General features: G+C 61.7%; 17 protein-coding genes and 1 pseudogene. 10 read left to right on the top strand and 8 right to left on the bottom strand.

What is annotated here, in order from left to right:
• Positions 1 to 247: 247 nt before the first annotated feature.
• Complete coding sequence (locus AOT96_RS16150) at positions 248 to 955, bottom strand: hypothetical protein (protein WP_064112938.1); 708 nt, start codon at positions 953 to 955, stop codon at positions 248 to 250.
• Positions 956 to 1,175: 220 nt separating this feature from the next.
• Here AOT96_RS16150 and AOT96_RS16145 point away from each other — a divergent pair, with 220 nt between their 5' ends.
• From AOT96_RS16145 to AOT96_RS16130, 4 genes are all read left to right on the top strand, one after another.
• Entirely contained in the window at positions 1,176 to 1,706 is a 531-nt protein-coding gene (locus AOT96_RS16145; protein WP_007734626.1) for a hypothetical protein, read from the top strand.
• A gap of 108 nt (positions 1,707 to 1,814) precedes the next feature.
• Entirely contained in the window at positions 1,815 to 3,245 is a 1,431-nt protein-coding gene (locus tag AOT96_RS16140) for a PepSY-associated TM helix domain-containing protein (protein ID WP_065352008.1), read from the top strand.
• A gap of 25 nt (positions 3,246 to 3,270) precedes the next feature.
• Complete coding sequence (locus AOT96_RS16135; protein ID WP_064443196.1) at positions 3,271 to 3,771, top strand: copper chaperone PCu(A)C; 501 nt, start codon at positions 3,271 to 3,273, stop codon at positions 3,769 to 3,771.
• On the top strand, positions 3,764 to 4,981 hold the full coding sequence (locus AOT96_RS16130; RefSeq protein ID WP_064443195.1) for a Dyp-type peroxidase: 1,218 nt from the start codon (positions 3,764 to 3,766) through the stop codon (positions 4,979 to 4,981). Before AOT96_RS16135 ends, AOT96_RS16130 begins: the two co-directional genes overlap by 8 nt.
• A gap of 80 nt (positions 4,982 to 5,061) precedes the next feature.
• On the opposite strand, the gene AOT96_RS16125 is transcribed toward AOT96_RS16130, so the two are convergent.
• Together AOT96_RS16125 and AOT96_RS16120 are read right to left on the bottom strand one after the other, a co-directional pair.
• Positions 5,062 to 6,198 (bottom strand): GIY-YIG nuclease family protein, encoded by a 1,137-nt coding sequence (locus tag AOT96_RS16125; protein WP_054827317.1) that lies wholly within the window; start codon positions 6,196 to 6,198, stop codon positions 5,062 to 5,064.
• Positions 6,199 to 6,243: 45 nt separating this feature from the next.
• Positions 6,244 to 6,831 (bottom strand): TetR/AcrR family transcriptional regulator, encoded by a 588-nt coding sequence (locus AOT96_RS16120; protein ID WP_228401948.1) that lies wholly within the window; start codon positions 6,829 to 6,831, stop codon positions 6,244 to 6,246.
• Positions 6,832 to 7,009: 178 nt separating this feature from the next.
• On the opposite strand from AOT96_RS16120, the gene AOT96_RS16115 reads away from it, so the two are divergent.
• The 3 genes from AOT96_RS16115 (at position 7,010) to AOT96_RS16105 (ending at position 10,217) form a co-directional block, all read left to right on the top strand.
• On the top strand, positions 7,010 to 8,575 hold the full coding sequence (locus AOT96_RS16115) for an LVIVD repeat-containing protein (RefSeq protein WP_042452515.1): 1,566 nt from the start codon (positions 7,010 to 7,012) through the stop codon (positions 8,573 to 8,575).
• A complete protein-coding gene (locus AOT96_RS16110; RefSeq protein WP_054831545.1) occupies positions 8,572 to 9,228 on the top strand; it encodes a DUF305 domain-containing protein in 657 nt (218 codons plus the stop codon). The genes AOT96_RS16115 and AOT96_RS16110 overlap by 4 nt, the downstream gene beginning before the upstream one ends.
• A 65-nt stretch (positions 9,229 to 9,293) precedes the next feature.
• Positions 9,294 to 10,217, top strand: a complete 924-nt coding sequence (locus AOT96_RS16105) for a DUF2797 domain-containing protein (RefSeq protein ID WP_003945794.1) — start codon at positions 9,294 to 9,296, stop codon at positions 10,215 to 10,217.
• Positions 10,218 to 10,224: 7 nt separating this feature from the next.
• Here the strand turns inward: AOT96_RS16105 and AOT96_RS16100 are convergent, their stop codons facing one another.
• The gene (locus AOT96_RS16100) at positions 10,225 to 10,695 is read right to left on the bottom strand and encodes a hypothetical protein (protein ID WP_003945723.1); all 471 of its coding nucleotides are present in this window, start codon (positions 10,693 to 10,695) and stop codon (positions 10,225 to 10,227) included.
• Positions 10,696 to 10,946: 251 nt separating this feature from the next.
• Here AOT96_RS16100 and AOT96_RS36445 point away from each other — a divergent pair, with 251 nt between their 5' ends.
• The 3 genes and pseudogenes from AOT96_RS36445 to AOT96_RS16085 form a co-directional block, all read left to right on the top strand.
• Positions 10,947 to 11,768, top strand: a complete 822-nt coding sequence (locus AOT96_RS36445; protein WP_007734612.1) for a roadblock/LC7 domain-containing protein — start codon at positions 10,947 to 10,949, stop codon at positions 11,766 to 11,768.
• A gap of 112 nt (positions 11,769 to 11,880) precedes the next feature.
• Positions 11,881 to 12,246, top strand: a complete 366-nt coding sequence (locus AOT96_RS16090) for a pyridoxamine 5'-phosphate oxidase family protein (RefSeq protein WP_047269305.1) — start codon at positions 11,881 to 11,883, stop codon at positions 12,244 to 12,246.
• A gap of 78 nt (positions 12,247 to 12,324) precedes the next feature.
• Positions 12,325 to 13,068 (top strand): annotated as a pseudogene (locus AOT96_RS16085) (HNH endonuclease family protein); the annotation flags it as partial.
• A 16-nt stretch (positions 13,069 to 13,084) separates the two neighbouring features.
• Here AOT96_RS16085 and AOT96_RS35735 read toward each other — a convergent pair.
• The 4 genes from AOT96_RS35735 to AOT96_RS16070 all read right to left on the bottom strand — a co-directional run bounded on the left by AOT96_RS35735 (position 13,085) and on the right by AOT96_RS16070 (position 16,655).
• Positions 13,085 to 13,255: a hypothetical protein gene (locus AOT96_RS35735; protein ID WP_007734610.1), complete on the bottom strand. Its 171-nt coding sequence runs from the start codon at positions 13,253 to 13,255 to the stop codon at positions 13,085 to 13,087.
• A 353-nt stretch (positions 13,256 to 13,608) separates the two neighbouring features.
• On the bottom strand, positions 13,609 to 13,977 hold the full coding sequence (locus AOT96_RS16080; RefSeq protein WP_228232477.1) for a hypothetical protein: 369 nt from the start codon (positions 13,975 to 13,977) through the stop codon (positions 13,609 to 13,611).
• A gap of 289 nt (positions 13,978 to 14,266) precedes the next feature.
• A complete protein-coding gene (locus AOT96_RS16075) occupies positions 14,267 to 15,385 on the bottom strand; it encodes an Ig-like domain-containing protein (protein ID WP_065352007.1) in 1,119 nt (372 codons plus the stop codon).
• A 55-nt stretch (positions 15,386 to 15,440) separates the two neighbouring features.
• Entirely contained in the window at positions 15,441 to 16,655 is a 1,215-nt protein-coding gene (locus AOT96_RS16070) for an Ig-like domain-containing protein (protein WP_064443192.1), read from the bottom strand.
• Positions 16,656 to 16,857: the final 202 nt, after the last annotated feature.

Below are 16,857 nucleotides of genomic sequence, written 5' to 3'. Positions count from 1 at the left end.
CGGGCTTGCCGTTCTCTGCTCAATACCGTCGTGGCACAACAGACCGTTACACCCGCACTTCGATGACTTTGGTCCCCAAGCTTGTGCCGATCTCAGCAAATACGAACGTCGTAACGATATGCGGCACAGATATCTTCATCTGCCGCTAGAAACAGCCTTCCGCAATGTCAGGGCAAATCCCTTGGTAACAAACGAGAAAAGGGAGGGCGATCGCCTCGGCGATCACCCTCCCTTCATGGACAAGTGTTCAGCTGCTGCAGAATTCCGAACTACCGAGACTTCCAAAAATCGTCGACAGATCCACACTTCCGAACGAACTGCCCGTATCGCAGCCGTCGGCAGTGAGCGCGAAGTCGACACCGGTGACGTCATTCGTGCTCAGATTCACCGGAATTACTGCTGGATCGGCACCGCATCCGCTGCCGGGAACCACTTCTACGGAATAGCCGTCCTTGGCCGGCTTGTACTGAAAGAAGTAGTCACCGGAATCATCCGTCGTTGTCGTCGCGATTTGCGTGCCGGCATCGAGGAGATTCAACGTCACGTCAGACGCGCCGACCCCGTCAGCACCCGGACACCCAGTGACAGTTCCGACGATGCTGAACACCTTCACCAACTCGAAGTCGATCCCGGTCGCGTCGGACGTCGTCAGATCTACCGCCGTCCTGTCGGGTACGGATCCGCATCCAGCCGGCGAGTATGGACTGACCGTGTAATTGCCCGGAGGAACGTTCGTGATCGTGTATCCGCCACCCACCCCGACAGTGGCCGAGGATATCTGCGTCGAGCCATCCCATACGACCATCCATATCCCGACCGGATCGCCAGTATCGCTACACGAGTTGACAAGGGTGCCCGACACGGAGCGTGTGACCGGGTCCGCCGAGGCCACCGAAGACAGGAAGAGACCGAACGCACCCATCAGGGCGAATATCGCAAAGAATCGACGCCTCATGAAACTCTCCTATGTGTTTGCCCTGCCGCCGACCCGTTGCCGGCGACCAGAGCCAAGTCTGGCACCGGAAAATGACCGTCACGTTTGTTTCACCCGGTCCTCGGCAAAGTTTGGCGAATCGGACAAATCCCCCACCTAATGCGTTCGTCGGTCGGCCACCGAAACGATCCCGACCGATCACCTACTAAGCCCGGTAGTAGGCGCCTGTATCCTTTCGCGTATGACGCCGGGTCCGAAAGATGTCGCGCAGCTGCGCGGTGCTTTCGTGGGCGGCACCTCCGGCGCGGTTTCCGTCGCAGCCCACGCGCTCGGTGGCGGCGGCATGGCCCCGTCCGAAAGCGCTGTCGTGTTGCTGATCCTCGCCTGCGCGAGCGTCGGCGCGGTGGTCACGTCCATCGACACCCGTCGCTCCCCCGCGCTCTTGCTCGCCCTCATGCTCGCTGCGGGTCAGGCCATCGGTCACGCGACGTTGACCATCGCTTCGGATCATCAACACGGCCTGCTCCTGTCCCTTCCGATGCTCGCAGCACACATCGCTGCCGTCGGAGTGTGCGCAGTGCTGATCCGCGGCGCAGAACGCGGATACGTCGTGGCCGCATCGACGGTAGCGGCAATCGTCGCCGTTCTATTGCGCCCGTGGGCAGCTGAACCGTCACCGTTCGCTGCACGTACTCGATACCGCGCCAAAGTTGTTCTGCGTCAACTTCTCACCTCTGGCCTGGGCACTCGCGGCCCACCGGCATTCGTGTAACTCACCTCCCCTTTCCTTTCACGCACGTGATTACGTGCGCCACTTTGCTGTGCGCCTTTCTTAACCGCCCGCGGTTAACAAAGGCGCACAGCGGGATCGAGTACACGCATGTCCGCACCCGAATTGGAGCGCGCACAAACGCGCGCGTCCAACGACAGTTCTCCCCCGAAGAAGCAGGTTGGCGGGGCCAGACCACTGATCCTGCGTCTGCACTTCTACGCCGGCGTCCTGATCGGACCGTTCATCCTCATCGCCGCTTTGAGCGGTGGCCTCTACGCGATGGCACCCACCATCGAGAAGTTCGTTTACAGCGACTACCTCCAGACCGACACCACCGGACAGATCGCGTCACTGAACGACCAGATCCGTTCCGCTCAGCAGTACCGCCCCGACTTGACCGTCTCGGCAGTACGTCCGTCCCCTGCTGCCGGCGAAACCACCCGAGTCCTGTTCACCGATCCGTCACTGGGCGAATCGGAGAGGCTCGCCGTCTTCGTCGATCCGGTACTCGCACAGCCGGTCGGCGAGTTGGCGGTCTACGGAAGCAGTGGTTCGCTGCCACTGCGAACCTGGCTCTCCCAACTGCATCGCCACCTTCATCTGGGCGAACCCGGCCGCCTCTACAGCGAATTGGCCGCGTCGTGGATGTGGGTGGTCGCACTCGGCGGTGTCTACCTCTGGTTCCGTCGATACCGCACCGCCCGGAACGCTCGACTGCTCACGATCGACCGAGCATCCACCGGACGAAGCCGGACCCTGAACTGGCACGGTGTCGTCGGCATCTGGATAGCAGTTGCATTGGTCTTCCTCTCGGCGACCGGCCTCACGTGGTCGACCTACGCCGGAGAGAACGTCAGCAATCTGAGAACCGCGTTGAGTTGGACGACGCCCTCAGTTGTGAAAACTCTCGGCGACGCTCCCCCTCCGGCGACAGGCGGGCACGAGGGTCACGACATGGCCCCCGCCGCCACCGGCACGCTGACGGACACCAACGTCGGACGCGTCGACACCGTCCTCGGTATCGCCAGGTACAACGGGATCACCGGTCCCGTCGAAGTATCGATACCCGCGAACGCCGAGACGGCGTTCACCGTCGCCCAGACACGTCAGCCCTGGGTGTACAGCAACAACACCATCGCAATCGACGGAGCGACGCAAAAGGTCACCGACGAGTTGTGGTTCTCGGATTGGCCACTCGCAGCCAAACTTTCGGCCTGGGGAATCCAACTCCACATGGGCCTGCTGTTCGGTCTTGCCAACCAGATCGCACTCGCCGCACTGGCACTCGCACTGGTCAGCGTGGTCATTCGGGGCTACATCATGTGGTGGCGCCGACGCCCCACTCGTGGCTCCGACTGGGCAGCCGGCCGGGTTCCTGCCCGCGGCGGAATCCGCAACCTCTCCCCGGTCGGCCTCGTTGCGCTCGTCGCGATCACGGCGTTGGTCGGTTGGTTCGTTCCGCTACTCGGCATCAGCCTTCTCGCATTCCTGCTGATCGACCTGTGCCTTGCGGCGTTCAAACGCCGTGCCACCACCTGACACTTCACGAATTACGGAGACACACATGACTGTTCGCACAAAGATATTCGCAGCTGTTGCACTGTCCGCAGCTCTCGCCCTGACCGGCTGTTCTTCCAACTCCGACAAGGAAACCGAAGCTGCACAATCCATCACAGTTCAGGATCAATGGGTCAAGGCCGCGCCGGAAGGAATGAGCGCGGCGTTCGCCGAACTCGTCAACTCCAGTGACAAGGACGTACGCGTGGTCTCGGCCACCAGCCCCGCGTCGTCTCGACTCGAGCTGCACGAAGTCGTGACCGGCGACGGCGGAACGATGACGATGCGTCCCAAGGACGGCGGTTTCCTGGTCCCTGCCAACGGGTCCGCCTCCCTCACCCCGGGCGGTGACCACCTCATGTTCATGGACCTGTCCGCGCCGCTGCTCCCGGGCGCAGAAACCGACCTCACCTTGATCTACGACGACGGTTCCAGCAGCACGTTCACAGCCCAGATTCGCGACTTCTCCGGTAATCAGGAGAACTACGACCCGAATCACGGTGGCTGAGAACACGAACCCGCCCAGCCGAGCAGTCAGTCGGCGGCGCCTTCTCGGAGGAGGCGCCGCCGCGCTCGGCGTCGCGGGAATAACCTGGGGCGCAACCACAGTGGTCGAGCGCAGCGAACACGAGCAGCAAGCAGGCAAGTTGATGGAACCGTTCTACGGAGTCCACCAAGCCGGCATCGACACCACGCCGCAAGCGCACGGCACCTTCATCGGGTTCGACCTCTTGCCTGGAACCGATCGAGCAGTCGTCGTCGGAATCATGAAGATGTGGTCCGAGGATGCGTCACGGCTCACCGCGGGCAACCCGGCGTTGGCGGACACCGAACGGGAACTGGCTGTGGATCCGGCACGCTTGACAGTGACCGTCGGCTACGGCCCTGGCCTGTTCACCAAGCTGGGATTGCAAGCACGTCAACCGGACTGGTTCGAGCCGTTGCCGAGCTACGCGATCGACCGACTTGACGATCGATGGGGCGGATCGGACCTGTTGTTGCAGATTTGTGGCGACGATCCGGTGACCATTGCTCATGCTGTGAGAGTTCTGACCAAGAACGTCCGATCACTGACGACCATCCGGTGGACGCAAAAGGGATTCCGCAACGCTCGCGGCACCACGCCTGAGGGAACCACGATGCGCAATCTCATGGGCCAAGTGGACGGGACCGTCAATCCTGCTCCGGGAACAGTGGATTTCGATTCACTGATCTGGCACGACGGCGCGGGTCAGTCGTGGCTGGCGGGCGGAACCTCGTTGGTACTGCGACGCATTCGCATGGAAATGGATACCTGGGACGAACTCGACCGTTCGGGGCGCGAACTCACGATGGGGCGCACGTTGTCCAATGGCGCTCCGCTCAACGGAACCAACGAATTCGACGAAGCGGATTTCACACTCACGGACAAGTTCGGCATTCCGGTGATCCCGCCAGGATCGCACATCGCGCGAGCCCACCAGACGCATGAGAAGGAGCAGTTCTTCCGTCGGGCATACAACTACGACGACGCACCCGAGAGCGGGCAGACCTCGAATTCGGGATTGATCTTCGCAGCATTCCAACGGGACATCGCCGAGCAATATCTACCGGTCCAACAGCGATTGAGTGACTTCGACGCACTCAACGAGTGGACGACGCCGATCGGTTCTGCGGTGTATCTCATTCCGCCGGGATGCACCGAGAACGACTATCTGGGAAGCGGATTGCTCGGCTGACAACCCCGGGCAACGATATTGTGGGGGCTGGATCCGAACGGATCCCGCCCCCACAATTCCTTCTACCTGAAGTTGTTGCGTTACTTGGACTTACGAGGTCCCGGCATGACCGCACCTGGACGGGCGGTAGTCAACCTCGTGACCCAACCACTGACGGGCCACTTCTTCAGGCCGACGTTGTGCGGGGTGACCTCGGTTCCGACGTACTTGGCAGCAAGCTCGTCGTCGACGGTTCCGTTGAACCGCCACAGTTGGCTTCCGTCGGCGTTGCGCGTGGACACCTCCCACGACTGAGCACGGAAGGCACCACGAATGATGCTGTCGGCAAACACCAGAACGGGGATTCCGATCTCGGCACGAACGGCCGCACCGGCAGACCACTCGGCGCGCGCGAGTTCGTAGATCTCTTCCGGCGTTGCTCCCGGACGGGCGGAGGCCGGTACGTGGAGGACGATGCTCGGCGTCGGGAGTTCCGGCGCGGGATCAGCCGAGTAGCGCAATGCGAGTTCCTCGACGCGGGTCGCTCGGGCGTCCTTGTCCGAGGTATCGCCTGCGAGATTGGTCAGACCCTCTCCCGCGTCGGTGATCCGCAAGGCTTCCACGATGCCGCGGACGACCTCGTCGGTAGTGGCGGCCGAATCCGCGGCGGCAGAGACCGAGCGGAGGAGTACGAAGTGCTCCACCGCCGAACCTGCGTCGTAGATCTCGCGGATCCGAGCGATCTTGGCTGCCGTCACAGCAGCATTCGACTCGGCCGGAGCGTCCGCTCCTTCGAGGTTCGCGAGTTCACCGAGCGCTTCGAATACCGGCGCGAATACTTGATTTCCCGTGCCGTGCCCGACATGGAACACCTGGTCGTTACGCGGGTCACGCAAAGCAAAGACGTACTGCCCCAGTCTCTTACCGACCTTCTCGGAGAACGGCTGCGGAGCCGGCTTCCTGACGACGACCTCGGTGGACAGAGTGCGCATCACGGCCAGACGTAGTGCGTCTGGCACGCTGGTGGAACCGGCAGCACCGGAAAAGATTGCCGCCGAAGCAGCGCTGATCGAGGTGAACGTGCGGCCGACTTGCTTCTCGAGAGATGCAGAGACCGTACCGACCGCAGTCAGTTTTGCATCGAGGGTGCCGTCACCCTCGACAAGGAACTCCTTGATCAACGGAGCAACGAGCAAGGTGGAGCCGATAGCGCGAGGAACTGTCCAGACAATAGCCATGCCACGAGCCTAGGCGATCACCTCGAGACGCGAGGCGAACGCGACTCAGCCCGCCGCTGCCGGCCCGGCCAGTCCCTGCACAAGTAGGTTCCAGGCCGACTGCGCGACTTCTTTTCGCGAGCTCTCGGCAGTCCGTTCCATGATCGCGGCGAACATGGCGATCGCCAGGATCACGTCCTCAGCAGTCACGGACTCGCGTATCTTCCCAGCTCGACGCGCCTCCTCGAGCCGTCCTTCGAGGAGATCGGTCAGACGGGTGCCTGCCGAATTCAGTCGTGAGTCGCCGAAGGAGACGGGCTTGATGACCTCCACGAACACGATGGAGGTGGTGATCTGGTCTACCAACAATCGAAAAAGATCGTCGAGAGTCGAATCCGGATCGGCAGCCATATCTTGCAGCTCGACGATGTTCTCGTCGAACACCGCGAGTGCGAGGCTTTCGCGAGTGGGAAAGTGCCGGTAGAGGCTGCCCTGACCGACGCCGGCCGTGCGGGCGATCAGGCTGAGCGGAGCAGCAAAACCCTGAGTTGCGAACACCTCACGAGCTGCTGAGACGAGTGCCGCACGATTGCGCGCCGCATCTCTCGGCCCTCTGTTGAGAGATCCGCTATTGACGCGGCCAGACGATGTCACGCACACTACGATACCAACCGGACAGCATTGTCCGGTTGGTTGCGGCCCGACACCGGTTCACACCCCGACCCGATCGTCGTGAGCGCTCGAACACGCGCCTGCCCTCCGTGCTGCCTGTCCGTGAGATACGTCTGCCCGTGAGATACGAAAGGCAATCCCGCACCGGGAGTTGGACTCGATGAAATCGTTCACGACCATCAGAACCAGATCTGCCATCGCACTCGTCGCCTTGATCACCGTCCTTCCCGTGTGCGTCGCGTCGGCTGAGCCCGCCACTGCCCCGGGCTCGATCCACGAGAACCCGGGTGTCGCTTCCACCGCCGCAAGCCGCGCCGAATGCGGCCCGGGATCGATGCCCGAGACCGGGTTGCAGGGTGATGTTCCGGCCGAGGACCGAAACAGCGGACGCAGCCGAGACGGCTACAGCTGCAACATGTCTCAGATCGGCGGCTACTCGGGTCGCGGCGGCGGGATCACGTCCACCAACTTCGAACACTGCTCGTACGTCGGCAGTTTCTTCCCCGGGAACCTCCTGGGCCCCGCCCAGGGCGTCCAAGTTCTCGACGTGTCGGATCCTGCCAATCCCGCTCTCACCGCCACGCTGACCGAACCCGCGATGCTGGCCGGAACGTGGGAGAGCCTCAAGGTCAACACCGCGCGAAAGCTGCTGGTGGGCACGGGCGTTCCGCTCTTGACCGGCGTCGGCCTGATGTCGGTCTACGACATCTCCGATTGCGCGCACCCGAAACTGCTCAACCCCGGACCAGGAACCGATCTGGGGATGCTGCTGCCCATCACCAATCACGAGGGAGGATTTTCACCGGACGGGAACACCTACTGGTCTTCCGGCACCGCTCCCGGCGTGGTGAGCGCCGTCGATCTCACCGATCCCGCCGACCCGCGCGTCGTCTGGCAGGACCTCATCGGGTTGTCGACGCACGGCTTCGGAATCAGTCCCGACGGAAATCGCATGTACTTGTCGAACAATCTCGGCGGAATACATGTCCTCGACATCAGTGAGGTTCAGCGCCGGGTCCCGAATCCTCGGGTGCGCCAACTGTCCCAGCTCTCGTGGACCGACGGTTGGGCCACCCAACACAGCATTCCGGTCACCTACGACGGTTCGCCGTACCTGTTCACCGTCGACGAAGGTGGTTCCGGCGGAGTCAAATTGATCGACGTCTCCGATGACGACGAACCGTCGGTCGTCAATTCGGTGAAGCTCGAAATCAATCTGCCGGAGAATCAAGACGCTGCGCTGGCGTCTGCTGCCGGCGGATCGCTGTTCGCGTACGAATCTCACTACTGTTCGGCAGATCGCCCGGTCGACCCGACGGCGCTGGCATGTGGATGGATCTCGAGCGGGATTCGGGTCTTCGATGTTCGAGATCCCTTCGACGTCCACGAAATTGCGTACTTCAACCCACCTGCTCGGACCGGCGGCAATCTCGAACTCGCCAACTCGCCACACGCTCTCGCGTCGCTCATCGGGGTACCCGTTCTCAGCACCCCGGCAATCGCGCAGTCGATCGCGCAGGGCCAGTTCGACCCCGGCCAAGCACTGAGTTCGCGGTCGGGCATGGTCGCTCTCGGCGACATCTCGACCGATTGGTGTTTCTCCCCACCCGAATGGCGAGGGACCACGTTGTGGGCGACGTGCGCCGACAACGGCTTTGTTGCCATGCAACTCGAAAACGGTGTCTACACACCACCCGCTGACCAGAAGACGACCGTGGGATCATGACGGCGCCGCGATCGGTCAAAGCCGTCGCACTCGTGGCCGCGGCACTGATGCTGCTCGTACTCGGCGCAGCACTACGTCCGCTGTTCGCACCCGAGAACCACACGCAGAGAGCTGTTCTGAGCGAAACCGAAATCGGATTCGTGCACGACATGGCGGCCCACCATCAACAGGCCCTCTTCATTCTCGCGCGTCTGAGTCCCGATGTGGACCCGGCGGTGACGAGACTGGCCCAGCAGATCGACGATGTTCAACGAACGGAAATCGGTGTCATGCTCGGTTGGCTGAGGTTGGCCGGTGTCCCGCCGAACAGTAGAACGCCGATGGCGTGGATGGAGGCGTCGCCGAGCGGCGCGGGCGACTCTCGTCATCACCCGGCAACGCTGGACACCGAGACCGACTCCATGCCGGGTATGGCTACGACCGAAGAACTCGAGAAACTGAGCAGCGCTCGCGGGCTCGACGCCGAGGTCCATTTCCTTCAACTGATGGAACGCCACCACCGTGGCGGGATCGCCATGGCGCAGGCCGCCGATGCCCTGCTCGAGAGCGGGCCGGTGAAACAGTCCGCCCGCGACATGATCAATTCCCAGAGTCAGGAATCCGGGCTGATGACGCTGATGCTCGAACAACGTGGGGCACAACCACTGCACTGACCCGCATGTGCAGTGACTACCATAGGTGTCGACCTGCGAACTACAGAAGGAATCGACACTTCATCATGACCCTGCTCGTTCGCGGAATCGATTGGTCGAACCCGACAGCACCGCGGATCCGATGCGTCGACGACACCACTTCCGCTACGACCTTCTTCACTCACGACTCGGTGCTGCGGTTCTCCGTCGACGAGACGAAGGGCCGCCGCTGCCTCGGCTGGCGAGATCTCACCGCTGAAGGTCCAGGGCACTCGCCGTGCGACCGCGGGGCGACGGTCACCGCAGGACGCCAATGCGACCGATGCCGAAATCGTGAGGGGTTCACCACGGTTCATCAGGCACACGTCAGCGGCGCGCACATTCATCCGAATGTGCGTACCTACCTCGCACAACCACAATGGCTCTACGTCGACGTATTCGCCGGCGGCCAGATGAAGGTGGGGACGGCTTCCGAGTTCCGCAAGCATCCGCGAGTCGCCGAACAAGGGGCAGTCTGCGCATTGTTCGTAGCGCGGTCGACGGACGGTTACAGCATTCGCGCCCTCGAAGCCCGAGTTTCGGAGCACTTCCACTTGAGCCAGGCAATACGTACGTCTCGGAAGATCGAAGCGTTGACAGGTCCCTTGGATCGAGAGAAACTACGAAAGTCGTTGCACCACTTCGTATCGTCGATCAAAGACGAGCTGAATGACATCGGATCGGACATCGACGGAATCGAGATCCTGGAGGCTCCCGAAGAATGGACGGCGCCGGCGTGCGCTGACGTGGTCTTCGATGCGGCACCGTTGATCGCGTATCCGCACACTTTCGAGTCCGGGGAACATTCCTTGTATCTGGAGGGCCTTGCCGGTTCGATCGCCTCGCTGCGGATCGACCCCGATCCTGAATCGCCACGCTTCGTCGCGGATGTGTCCGGACTGGTCGGTCGAACCATCACCGTCGGCGAGTTCGAGTCCCCTGGCGTGGCGATTCAGGAATCGTTGTTCTGAAAGTAGGTCAGCAACTTCCCGCGGTCGCTGCGGCGAATCCGCGAGTGACCTCGGCCTGCTCGTCGGCAGACAGGCTCGACCATTCGGGATAAGCCTGGATGGAGGTCAGCATGTCGTTTGCCAATGATTCACGCGTCATGCCCATTTCCTCTCCGGACTCGTCGATGGCCGGCTGGTAGGCGTCGAGGTACCGGAGAACGTCGGAGCACGCCTGCGCGTAGGTCCGTGGCAGTGCCGAACTCACATTCGGGTCGGACGGGACCTCAGCCGGAGCACTCGAGTCGACCGAAGGGGTCTCGGTAGGTATTTCCGACGACGTCGCCGGAGCCTCGGATGACGTCGTCGACGTCGCCGTGGTGGTCGCCGAAGCAGAGGAAGTGAGTGTTCCGACCTCGGTCGGCTTGTCTCCGTCAGAACCGCAGGCAACCAGCGCCACCAGCGAGCAGGCACCGATGAACCCGGTGATCGTTTTCTTCATCCCTCAAGGATGCCAGAGGGCCACTGGCGTTCGAACGGACCGGCATCGCCCGTCAGCGCCAATTGCCCGAGCATCCTGCCGAATCCGAGCGCCTCGCCCTCCCGACTGCGGGATTGGACTGTATGCCCCGTTCGCGAACCCATGCTACGGTGACTTAACTGCAAAATAACTACGGGTGGGATTGTCCGGTCTGCCGCGTTCATCCGGAACGCTCCGATCGGAAATAGTTCGTCTATAAGGGGCTGGAACGAGTGGGACTTTTTCGTCGACGAGGTTCCCGCGAGGAAGACGACGATCGCGGGCAAAACCTCGATCGCAGCGACCCCGGGTACGCCGCCTGGTTCGCGAACGTCGCCGACGCGGGTGGTCAGCCGATTCCGTACAAGCGACCGCTGACCGCACCGGTGTATCCGCAACTCCAGCCGCCGGCCCCGGACTACGAGACGGATACGAGACGGCCACTCAACGCACCCGCCGGAGACGGCTGGCTACCCGCAGACCGCATCGACGAATTCGAGTCGTCGAATGGCCGCCCATCTGCACCGAACGGAACGAGCCCACAAATCTCCCAAACTGAAAAGTTGCCGCCCGACCCACTCCCGACGCCGCAACCAACGATTCCACCTCGAAATGTACCGATGACTTCACCACCGAAGCATCACCTGGAGTCGCCCCGCGCGACTCGGCCCTACCAAGGAGAAGCAATGAGCAACATCGACAAGATCCTCGGCGAATTGATGCGCATCGACGGTGCCAGCGGTGCAGCCGTCGTCGACGCCGACAGCGGAATGGTTCTCGGCATGAGCGGCAACCCGTCATTCAGCCTCGAGTACGCCGGCGCCGGCAACTCCGAGGTTGTGCGAGCAAAGCTCCGCACGATGAGTAACTTGGGGATTACCGACACCCTGGAAGACATCCTGATCACCCTGAGCAACCAGTACCACCTCATTCGCGTCCTCGAGACGCCCGGACTGTCGACGCTGTTCGTGTACCTCGTTTTGGACCGTGCGCGTGCGAACCTGGCGCTGGCCCGCCACAAGCTGGGCGAACAGACCCCCAAGATCGAGATCTGACGCTTCCACTTCCTTCCCGACAATGCCCGGTCCTCGCCAACGGCGAGGGCCGGGCATTGTTCGTTCCGAACACTCGCTTGGTGAACCTCGCGCCGGCGCCGATACTGGGACCGTGACTATCGCGGATGCTCCTTGCGTGTGGTTGACCACCCTCCGAAGCGACGGCTCGCCGCACACGACTCCGGTCTGGTTCTTACTGCATCAGAACACATTCTGGATACCGAGCGCTGAGCAGAATCGTAAGGTTCGGAACCTGCTGGATGATCCTCGGGTCTCGTTGGCAGTCGACGGATCCGCTGGCGACCCGTGGGTCGCACAGGGCCTCGCGACAATTCATCACGATGTCGGCGAATTCGTCGACCTCCTGAGACTTTTCGGCGAGAAGTACGACGGCTGGGATGCCGCAGACGAAACTCGTGACGGTCCGCGGGTCCTCGTCTCGGTCCCGGTGACTCGATGGTTCCTTCGACCAGACTGACAGACAGTGCCGGTTAGGCCCGAATTGTCGTGAATGACATACTTGTAGTTCATCTCTCGCAGAAATGGACTCTCACACATGGCACGCACGGCACATCACAGGCGCGGCATCACCGGCGTCACCATCGGCATTGCTGCCGTGATCGTGCTGGGAGGTTGCGCCAATTCCAACGCCGACGCGCCCGAAACATCTTCTCTCGGTTCGGGAATCGGATCCGGTGTCACCACGACGGTCGTGACCGAAGCCTCGGCTCCTTCGTCCGCCGCAATTGAACTGCTGGCACAGATCCCCGTCAAGGGACGCGCACCCAAGACCGGATACGACCGCGCGCTGTTCGGTACCGCCTGGACCGACGACGTCACCGTCGAATTCGGCCACAACGGCTGCGATACTCGCAACGACATCCTGCGGCGTGACCTCACCGACCTGACATTCAAGGACGGCTCCAAAAGCTGCTCGGTCCAAACCGGTACGCTCCGTGACCCGTACACGAACAAGACCATCGCGTTCACCCGCGGCCAGGACACGTCTTCTGCAGTCCAGATCGATCATGTAGTCGCACTCTCGGACGCCTGGCAGAAGGGCGCACAACAGCTCGATACACAGACGCGAACCAATCTGGCCAACGACCCTCGAAACCTGCGCGCTGTCGACGGGCCCACGAACCAGAAGAAGTCGGATTCCGACGCGGCGACCTGGCTGCCACCCAACAAGGCCTACCGCTGCCAGTACGTGACTGCTCAAGTGGAAGTCAAAGCGGCATACGGTTTGTGGGTCACCCAAGCCGAACACGACACCATCGCAGACATTCTCGCGACCTGCTGAACTCTTGCGGTGATCAGCGGCCCTTGATCAGATACCGCACAATCGCCATTCCGAGCGCGAGGCCCACTACGGTGGCGAGCGCTGCAACCAGACCGTGACCGGTCAGTGCGACGAACACACCGGTGATGACTGCGACGACGGCAATGATCCCCGCGTCCACTCTGCTTTGACCACGTTCAGGCATGGCACTCTCTCGTGCCGTCTGGTCCGTCCGCTCCCCTCGTAGCGGACGGACCCAGCGGCAATCTGTCGAAATGCGCGAACTCCGGTGGCCTCACCGGGCTGACTTTGCGGGCGGTCCTGCGAGGCCGGCACGTCCCCCGGAGCCAACTCACATCGGTTCACGAAGTCCGTACCTTCGCAGAATATACCGATTGGTAGGTAATTACCGAGGGCTAAAGTCCCTGGTCATGGACTCATGCGACGAGTGGTCGGAAACTCGAGACGAACGAGCACATCCGCGAGGCGAGCGTTAGCCGAGATAGCAGAGGTCCGTGGCCACGGCCAGAGGCCCATCTGGAATCAGAGCGGAGACGTCTATGACCCGAAAAGTGATCCGAGATCCAACGATCCGACTGACGACACTCGCTTCCAATCAGCGCAATATGCGGTGGTGAAGCGAGAATCCGTCAAGAGAATCGTGACTGTCGCCGGTTCGAGGGTGCTTTCGAACTCGAGTACATTCAATTCACCATCGCCGTCGACTTTCGCTCGGCCGTATATGCACGGCATGTCAGCTGATATGGGCCCAGACGTCGTGTAGGTTCCCGGCAACACCTCCCACGGCACGTCGAACAGTCCGTGACCAGGAATCGTTCCCGGCGCTGCTGAGGCCGCAGACGTCCCGATCATTGCCACACCGACAGCTACTGCTGCAGCGGACGCGAGCAAACTAACCTTGCGCATTTTCCCTACCTTGTTCATACCTGAACCGCAGCGGCGAGTTCGAAGGCTTGTTGATGTAAGAACCCGCGGTTCGCGCAGTTCTTCAACTAACGGTAGTAAAAGGGCACGAGTTTTGGTGAGCTACCTTTTTGTGGTTCTGGCCCGATTTCCGTGACGGAGACTCCCATTGAGAAGATCAGAGAACGCCGGCGTTGCGGCTCTCGGCATGATTCGAACCTGTCATTCCAGTATTCGATCACACACCCGCATTCGAGCCGAAACGTCGACGCTCCCCTGCCGTTTGGGTGACTCAGCCTCCGAGTGAGCCCGTCGGCAGCTTCGAGAAGATGTCCCCGAGGCTTCCGGTTCCACCAGGAGTTTCCGGTTCCGTCGGATCCACCGGCTCGACGACGATGACGCCAGGCACGGTGACGGTCACGGTCTTGTCCGCAGATTCCGAAGAACTGAACTTCTTGGTACCCAGGAACTTTGCGGTGATGCGATGCTCGCCCTGGTCGCGGAACGGCCAGACCAGTTCTGCATGGCCATTGGAATCGACTGTGGCGCTGCCGATCTTCGTATCGCCGTCGAAGAACTCGACCGTTCCCTCACCCGGGTTCGGGTCGATACTCGCCGCAATCTTGACGTCTTCGCCCGTCAGTGCCTCCAGTGCGACAGCGACCGTCGTCTCGGTCTGGTTGGTCGTGAATACCTCGGTAGTCGAGAGGGCGTTGCGTCCCTCGCCCGCAGCAACACAATACCCAGCGGCATTGACCCACCGGGATTCACCGAAACTCATGCTCGTGTCTTTGATCTTGATACTCGGGCTCGTCGCCCCGGCGCGCAGGTGCGTCGTCGCGTTTCCCTCGTCGGACCGAGCTTCGAGTTTCAATTCGACTGCCGGCAAACGAAAGTCCGTGTTGGCCTTGACTTGCAGCCCTTCCTTGGGCTTGTTGTCGCTGGCGCTCGGACCGTCGTTGACTGTCTTGTTGCCGGCACCGGTAATTCGCAGGTACTCACCCACCGGGTTTGCGTTTCCGTCTGCGCCCACCCGGAGCAGCACCGCAGTCTCGCCGGTCAAGTTGGACGACGAATCACCGACGAGGGAGTACGAAACCAGGGTTGCCCCTTGCGGTAGTGCGATGTCGTACTTGATACGACCGGTGTCCGAATCCGAACTACGCATGGTGCCTGGATGCAATTTCACTGTGAACTGTTCGCCGGGACGCACGGACGTGGGCGCGGTTACCTCCATGTTGTCGGAGAACGACGAATCCCAATCGGTGGCGCCGTCGACCCGGCACTTGTGTTCGAAGGAAACTGTCCGCGTCACGGTATCGGAAGCCGCTGCCACCGGCGCGGACACAGCGAGGAGTCCGGCCGCGAGTGCTGGTACGACAGCGCAAACTGCCAGAGTGCGGGGGTTCATGTGTTGCCTTTCAGAAGAACTCGGCCATTGAAAGTTCAGTGAGGTAGGACCGTGATCACTTGCCACCGAGCGAACCCGTCGGCAGCTGCGGCAGAACGGACTCGAGGCTGCCGAGACCACCCGGGGTGCCCGGATCGGTCGGGTTGGGATCGACCGGACCTGTGGTGTCACCGGTCACCGTGAGTACGTGTGCCGCCGACGTGTACTTCGCCTCGTCTCCGGTAGCGGTGAATACTGCAGTCACGGACTTGGTACCCGCCTTACCGAAGGTGAGATCCAGGCGCGCAATACCGCGAACCACCGGCCGCGGGTCACCGACGGGTTTGCCGTCGACCATGAACTGTACTGTTCCCGTTGCGTTTTCCGGATCGACGTGAGAAGCAAAAGACACCTTGGTACCGGTCGCGGCGGTAGCCGGTCCTTCGAGCTTAGTCACGATGTCCGCGCCTGGCTCAGGATCAACGGGCCCCAGGTCCCCGTCGATCTTCGTGGATGCCAGGGCGCCGGCACCGGCATTGAGGGGGCCGGTCTCAGCGTCGCGCGGCGAGCAGGATGTGGGCGCCCAGATGGTTCCCGCGAGCCAGTGACTGACCTGAGGGAGGAAGGTCAAAAATGACTCCGGCCCACCGAAAGTACCTGCAGCACCCGAAGTCCGGACATTGGTTTCGACTGCGCCGGAAGGCCCGGCCTTTACGGTGATTCTGATCTTCGGAAAGACGATGTCCGTCTCGGCTCCGGACTGAGCATTGATCGCCAGCCCGCCGTGCGCACCCGACGACGATGACGGGCTGTTGCCGATCGCTTCGTTTGCGCCGGACAACCGGAGTATCGGACCGTCCGCTGCGGGAGTGCCGTCTTCGTTGACACGAATCACCGAAGCAGGTTTCCCGGCAATAACATTGCCCGGATCGGTGACCGTCGCCGAAACGAACTCCGCGTTGGTCGGAATCGGCAGATCAATCTTCAGACGCGAGATCTTCTTGACGCTTGCGCCGCTCACATCGTTCGGGATCTGGACGCTACCCGGATCCACGTCGATGTCGAAGACCTGACCTGGCGCGACTACCGTCGGAGCCGAAACCCGCACCGTGGCAGGCTTTCCGTCTGACGAAGGACCGGAGAACGCACTCGGAACTGCGCGGCACGTGACCTGGAACGTTGTCGACGTGGTTTCTGCAACGGGCGCCGCGGTTGCCGGAATCACGGCCACAGCGGTTCCACCGGCAAGGAGGCCGGTAAGGAGCGCAGCATTCAGTAGGCGTTTTGACATGATGTCCTCTCGGAACAACCTGATTGACGTTTGCCGCCGAACTGTAACGGAGCCAGCGCCCGAGTTGACCCGTTTTCAATAAACAAAACCCACACAGTAGGTAAATACTTGGTAAGAGTTGCTAGTCGTCACATCTGACCGCCGCCGCAGGCCTTTCCTCTCTCGATCAATCTCGCAATTCGAGATTCACTGCAGGGAAACA

Source organism: Rhodococcus sp. 008 (genome assembly GCF_001682295.1).
GTDB lineage: Bacteria > Actinomycetota > Actinomycetes > Mycobacteriales > Mycobacteriaceae > Rhodococcus_F > Rhodococcus_F qingshengii.
The sequence above is the reverse complement of the archived record's forward strand: the minus strand, read 5'-3'. Positions and strand labels throughout refer to the sequence as shown.